The sequence below is a fragment of the Streptomyces sp. SM1 genome (assembly GCF_002910825.1).
Lineage (GTDB): Bacteria > Actinomycetota > Actinomycetes > Streptomycetales > Streptomycetaceae > Streptomyces > Streptomyces okerensis.
Window position 1 is genome coordinate 1 of sequence record NZ_NEUB01000563.1, and the last position, 4,362, is coordinate 4,362.

A 4,362-nucleotide genomic window follows, 5' to 3' on the forward strand; every position below is an offset into this window, starting at 1 on the left:
CCCGCCGCGGGCGTCCGCGCCGGGATCTGATTTCCTTCACCCGTCGGACGGGAACGACTCGGACTCGGGACGGTCATGCGGGCAGCGGTACGGCAGGTCGCGGACGGCACCTATCTGGTGCACGGCACGAACACCAACTGGGTGATCCTCACCGAGGGGGACGCCGTCACGCTGATCGACACCGGCTACCCCGGTGACCGCGAAGGGCTGCTCGGCTCCCTGGCCGCCGTGGGGAGTTCGGCGGAGGCGGTGACGGCCGTGCTGATCACCCACGCCCACAACGACCACCTCGGCTCCGCCGAGTACCTGAGCGCCGGCTACGGCACGCCCGTGTACACGCACACAGCCGAAGTCCCGCACGCGCGACGGGACTTCCTGCATCAGGCGGGTGTCGGAGCGGTGTTGCGCAACGGCTGGCGGCCGGGCGTGCTGCCCTGGGCGGCGAACGCACTGCGCCGCGGCGGGACGGCGGACGTCGCGGTCACCGCGCCCGAGCCGTTCCCGGGGCCGGGTCCGCTCGACCTGCCCGGCCGGCCCGTGCCCGTGCACACGCCCGGCCACACGGCCGGGCACTGCGCCTTCCACCTTCCGGACGCGGGGGCGGTGGTGTCGGGCGACGCCCTGGTGAGCGGTCACCCCACCTCTCGGGTCGAGGGGCCCCAGATGCTGACCGACATGTTCCACCACGAGCGTGCCACCGCCGTGGCCTCCCTGGACGTCCTGGCGGAGCTGGACGGCGACCTGCTGCTGCCCGGACACGGCCCGCTGCACCGGGGGCCGGTGGGGGACGCCGCCCGCCTGGCCCGGGAGCGCGCGCAATAGGGTGAGGTGACGATCACCCGCGAGACGAGGACACCGCAGCCATGGCACTGCAGATCAACGCCACCAACCCGGAGCACCCCGCGCTCCTGTTGGAACTGCCGTGGCACCTGCCGCTGGAGGAGTGGCCCGAGGAGTACCTGGTGCCGCTGCCGCGCGGCATCTCCCGGCACGTGGTGCGCTACGCGCGGGCCGGTGACGAGGTGATCGCGGTGAAGGAGCTCGCCCAGCGGCCCGCGCTGCGCGAGTACGAGCTGCTGCGCGACCTGGACCGGATCGGCATCCCGGCGGTCGACCCCCTCGCGGTGGTCACCGGCCGTACCGACCCCGCCGGGGAGCAGCTGGAGAGCGTCCTGGTCACCCGGCACCTCGGTGGCTCGATGCCGTACCGGTCGATGTTCGAGACGACGCTGCGCCCGGCGACCATGCACCGGCTGATGGACGCGCTCGCCGTGCTGCTGGTGCGACTGCATCTGGCCGGGTTCGCCTGGGGCGACTGTTCGCTGTCCAACACCCTGTTCCGGCGGGACGCGGGCGCCTACGCCGCCTACCTCGTGGACGCCGAGACCGGGGATCTGCACCCCGAACTGAGCGTCGGGCAGCGCGAGTACGACCTCGATCTGGCGCGGGTCAACATCAGCGGCGAGCTGCTCGACCTGGAGGCCTCCGGGGCACTGCACCCCTCCGTCGACCCGATCGAGTTCGGCACCGAGATCTGCGCCCGCTACCAGGGGCTGTGGCAGGAGCTGACCCGCACCTCCGTCTACCCGGCGGGCAAGTACCACTACATCGAGCGCCGTATCCGCCGCCTGAACGACCTCGGTTTCGACGTGGCGGAGATGCAGATCGAGCACGCCTCCAACGGGGACACCGTCACCTTCGTGCCCAAGGTCGTCGACGCCGGACACCACCAGCGGCAACTGCTGCGGCTCACCGGTCTGGACGCCGAGGAGAACCAGGCCAGGCGGCTGCTGAACGATCTGGAGAGCTGGATGGCCACCCAGGACGACTACGCCCCGGGCGACCCCCTCGGCGCCCGGCCGGAAGTCCTCGCCCACCGCTGGGTGCGCGAGGTCTTCCGGCCCACCGTACGCTCCGTCCCGCCGGAGCTGCGCGGTCCGATGGACGCCGCGGAGATCTACCACGAACTCCTGGAGCACCGCTGGTACCTGTCCGAACGGGCCCAGCAGGACATCGGTCTCGGCACGGCCGTCGAGGACTACATCCGGAACATCCTCCCCAAGGCCCGGACGACCCTGCGGCCGGCGGACGACTGAGCCGGCGGCGGGCTCAGGCGGGCGGGACGACCGCCACCGGGCAGTCCGCGTGGTGCAGCACGCCGTAGGCCACCGAGCCGATCCGGGTGCCCACCGCCGTACGGCGGGCGCGGCGGCCGACGACCATCAGCTGGGCGGTGCCCGACACCGACAGCAGCACCTGGCCGGCGCTGCCCATCTCCACGTGCTCGACCACCCGCACGTCCGGGTAGCGCTCCCGCCACGGCGCCAGCGCCGCGGCCAGGGCCTTCTGCTCGTACGGCTCCAGTCCCCCGGCCTCGTCGAGGAGCTGGAGCGAGGCGGGGCTGTAGGCGAACACCGGCGGCAGGGCCCAGGCGCGCACGGCACGCACGGTCGCCCCGCGCCGGGCGGCGGTCTCGAAGGCGAAGCCCAGCGCGGCCGCGCTGTCCTCCGGATCCCCCTGCTGTCCGACCACGATCTCGTGCCCGGCGACCTCGTTCGACGCCTGGTCCCCGGCGCGGACGAAGACCACCGGCCCCTCCGTCCCGACGATCACCTGCTGCCCGACCGAGCCGACCAGGAAGCCCAGGATCCGGCCGTGCCCGCGTGAGCCGAGCACCAGCATCTCCGCGTCCGCGGTGAGGGCGGTCAGCGTCTCCACGGCGTCGCCCTCGGGGACGTCCGTGGTCACGGACAGCTCCGGGTGCCGTTCCCGGACGGTGCGGGCCGTCTCCCCGACCGAGTCGCGCACCCACTGCTCCTGGGTGGCTCTGTCCCCGGTGTCCACCGTGTCGTGTGCCTCGAACCGCCAGGAGTGCACCACCCTGAGCGGCAGTCCCCGGCGGACCGCCTCCCTGGCCGCCCAGTCCAGCGCGGCGAGGCTCTCCTCGGTTCCGTCGATCCCTGCCGTGATCGGGCGCGTCATGCGGTTCCTCCCGGTGTCGTGTCCACTGCGCGGGGCCCAGTCTTCCCTACGCCCTTCTCGTGCCCCGGGGTGGGAGCGGGTGGGAGACCGGGGGGCGACGCGTTCCTGAGCGGACCGGCACGAACACTCATACGATGGGCAGGGCCGGTGCGGTCGCCGCGGCGGAACGGGCCAGGCCGTACCGGGGAGCCTACGCACGACGTGGGGGACGTATGACCGAGGCCGCCGCCGACGCAGCGCGGACCGTCATCATGACCGTGGACGACGACCCGGAAACTCCGCGGCGACCTCGTCGCCGTGGTCCTCGCCGGCTACCGGATGCCGCGGATGAACGGCATCGGGTTCCCGGAACAGGCCCTGGACGGCCACCCGGGCGTGCGGCGGGCGACACCCGTTTCCTGGTCCTTCTCCCGCTCACCGCACCGGCACCCGACGACACTCCCGAGGAGCCCGCATGACCAGCGAGCACGGCATCGACCCCGGCGTCCCGCCCACCGGAGCGGGGTGCGTCGACTGCGACACCACGGGCGGCTGGTGGTTCCACCTGCGGCGCTGCGCGGGCTGCGGCCACATCGGCTGCTGCGACAGCTCACCCGGACAGCACGCCACGGCGCACTTCGAGTCCACCGGGCATCCCGTGGTCCGCAGTTACGAACCGGGCGAGGGCTGGTTCTGGAACTACGCCACCGAGGAGCTGCAGGAGTCCGGCCCCGAACTCGCCCCACCGGTGAGCCGTCCCGCCGACCAGCCGGCGCCCGGCCCCGCGGGCCGGGTTCCGGCCGACTGGGCGGCGTCGCTGCACCGCTGAGCCACTGCGCCGCGCGGGCGGGAACCCGCGTCCCCCGCTCGTCGTTCTCCGGACACCCCCACCGGTCCGCGTGTACGACGACATCAGGGCGGCGCGATGAGCGAATTGGTTCCCGGCGGCAATCTGGCCCTCCCGGGCGGTGCGGTGACCGTGCGGGTGACCGGTCCCTTCGACGTGTCCGCGCTGATCACGGACGACGGCGGAACGGTGCGCGGCGACGGCGACTTCGTGTTCTACAACCAGCCGTCCGCCCCGGGCACCCGCCTGGGCGCGGGCACTCTCACCGTCGACCCGCGGGCGCTGCGCCCCGGTGCCACCCGGGTCACGGTGGCCGTCAGTCCGGCCGCGCCCGGCACACCGCTGAGCGCCCTGCCCCCACCCGTGCTCCAGGTCGACGACCACGCGGGACGCCCGCTCGCCCGGTTCACGCCGCCACGCCCCCGGGAGGAGACCGTCCTGCTCCTCGCGGAGCTCTACCGGCGCGGCGAGGGCTGGAAGCTGCGCACCCTCGGCCACGGGTACGCCGACGGACTGGCCGGTCTCGCCCGGGACTTCGGGGTGGACGTGACGGA

Annotated in this window: 5 protein-coding genes and 1 pseudogene; 5 read left to right on the forward strand and 1 reads right to left on the reverse strand. The window is 73.5% G+C overall.

Features of this window, described 5'->3' with window-relative positions; genetic code table 11:
- Positions 1-75: 75 nt before the first annotated feature.
- Together B9S61_RS13710 and B9S61_RS13715 are read left to right on the forward strand one after the other, a co-directional pair.
- Positions 76-822: an MBL fold metallo-hydrolase gene (locus B9S61_RS13710; RefSeq protein ID WP_103542509.1), complete on the forward strand. Its 747-nt coding sequence runs from the start codon at positions 76-78 to the stop codon at positions 820-822.
- A 41-nt stretch (positions 823-863) separates the two neighbouring features.
- Positions 864-2,096, forward strand: a complete 1,233-nt coding sequence (locus B9S61_RS13715) for a DUF4032 domain-containing protein (protein WP_103542510.1) — start codon at positions 864-866, stop codon at positions 2,094-2,096.
- A gap of 13 nt (positions 2,097-2,109) precedes the next feature.
- On the opposite strand, the gene B9S61_RS13720 is transcribed toward B9S61_RS13715, so the two are convergent.
- The gene (locus B9S61_RS13720; RefSeq protein ID WP_103542511.1) at positions 2,110-2,982 is read right to left on the reverse strand and encodes a universal stress protein; all 873 of its coding nucleotides are present in this window, start codon (positions 2,980-2,982) and stop codon (positions 2,110-2,112) included.
- A 212-nt stretch (positions 2,983-3,194) separates the two neighbouring features.
- Here B9S61_RS13720 and B9S61_RS13725 point away from each other — a divergent pair.
- The 3 genes and pseudogenes from B9S61_RS13725 to B9S61_RS13735 form a co-directional block, all read left to right on the forward strand.
- Positions 3,195-3,366, forward strand: a pseudogene (locus B9S61_RS13725) (fused response regulator/thioredoxin-disulfide reductase); the annotation flags it as partial.
- A 70-nt stretch (positions 3,367-3,436) separates the two neighbouring features.
- Positions 3,437-3,790, forward strand: coding sequence for a UBP-type zinc finger domain-containing protein (locus B9S61_RS13730; RefSeq protein ID WP_103542512.1), 354 nt, complete (start codon positions 3,437-3,439; stop codon positions 3,788-3,790).
- A gap of 96 nt (positions 3,791-3,886) precedes the next feature.
- A partial coding sequence (locus B9S61_RS13735) for a TerD family protein (protein WP_146064831.1) occupies positions 3,887-4,362 on the forward strand: 476 nt, incomplete at its 3' end.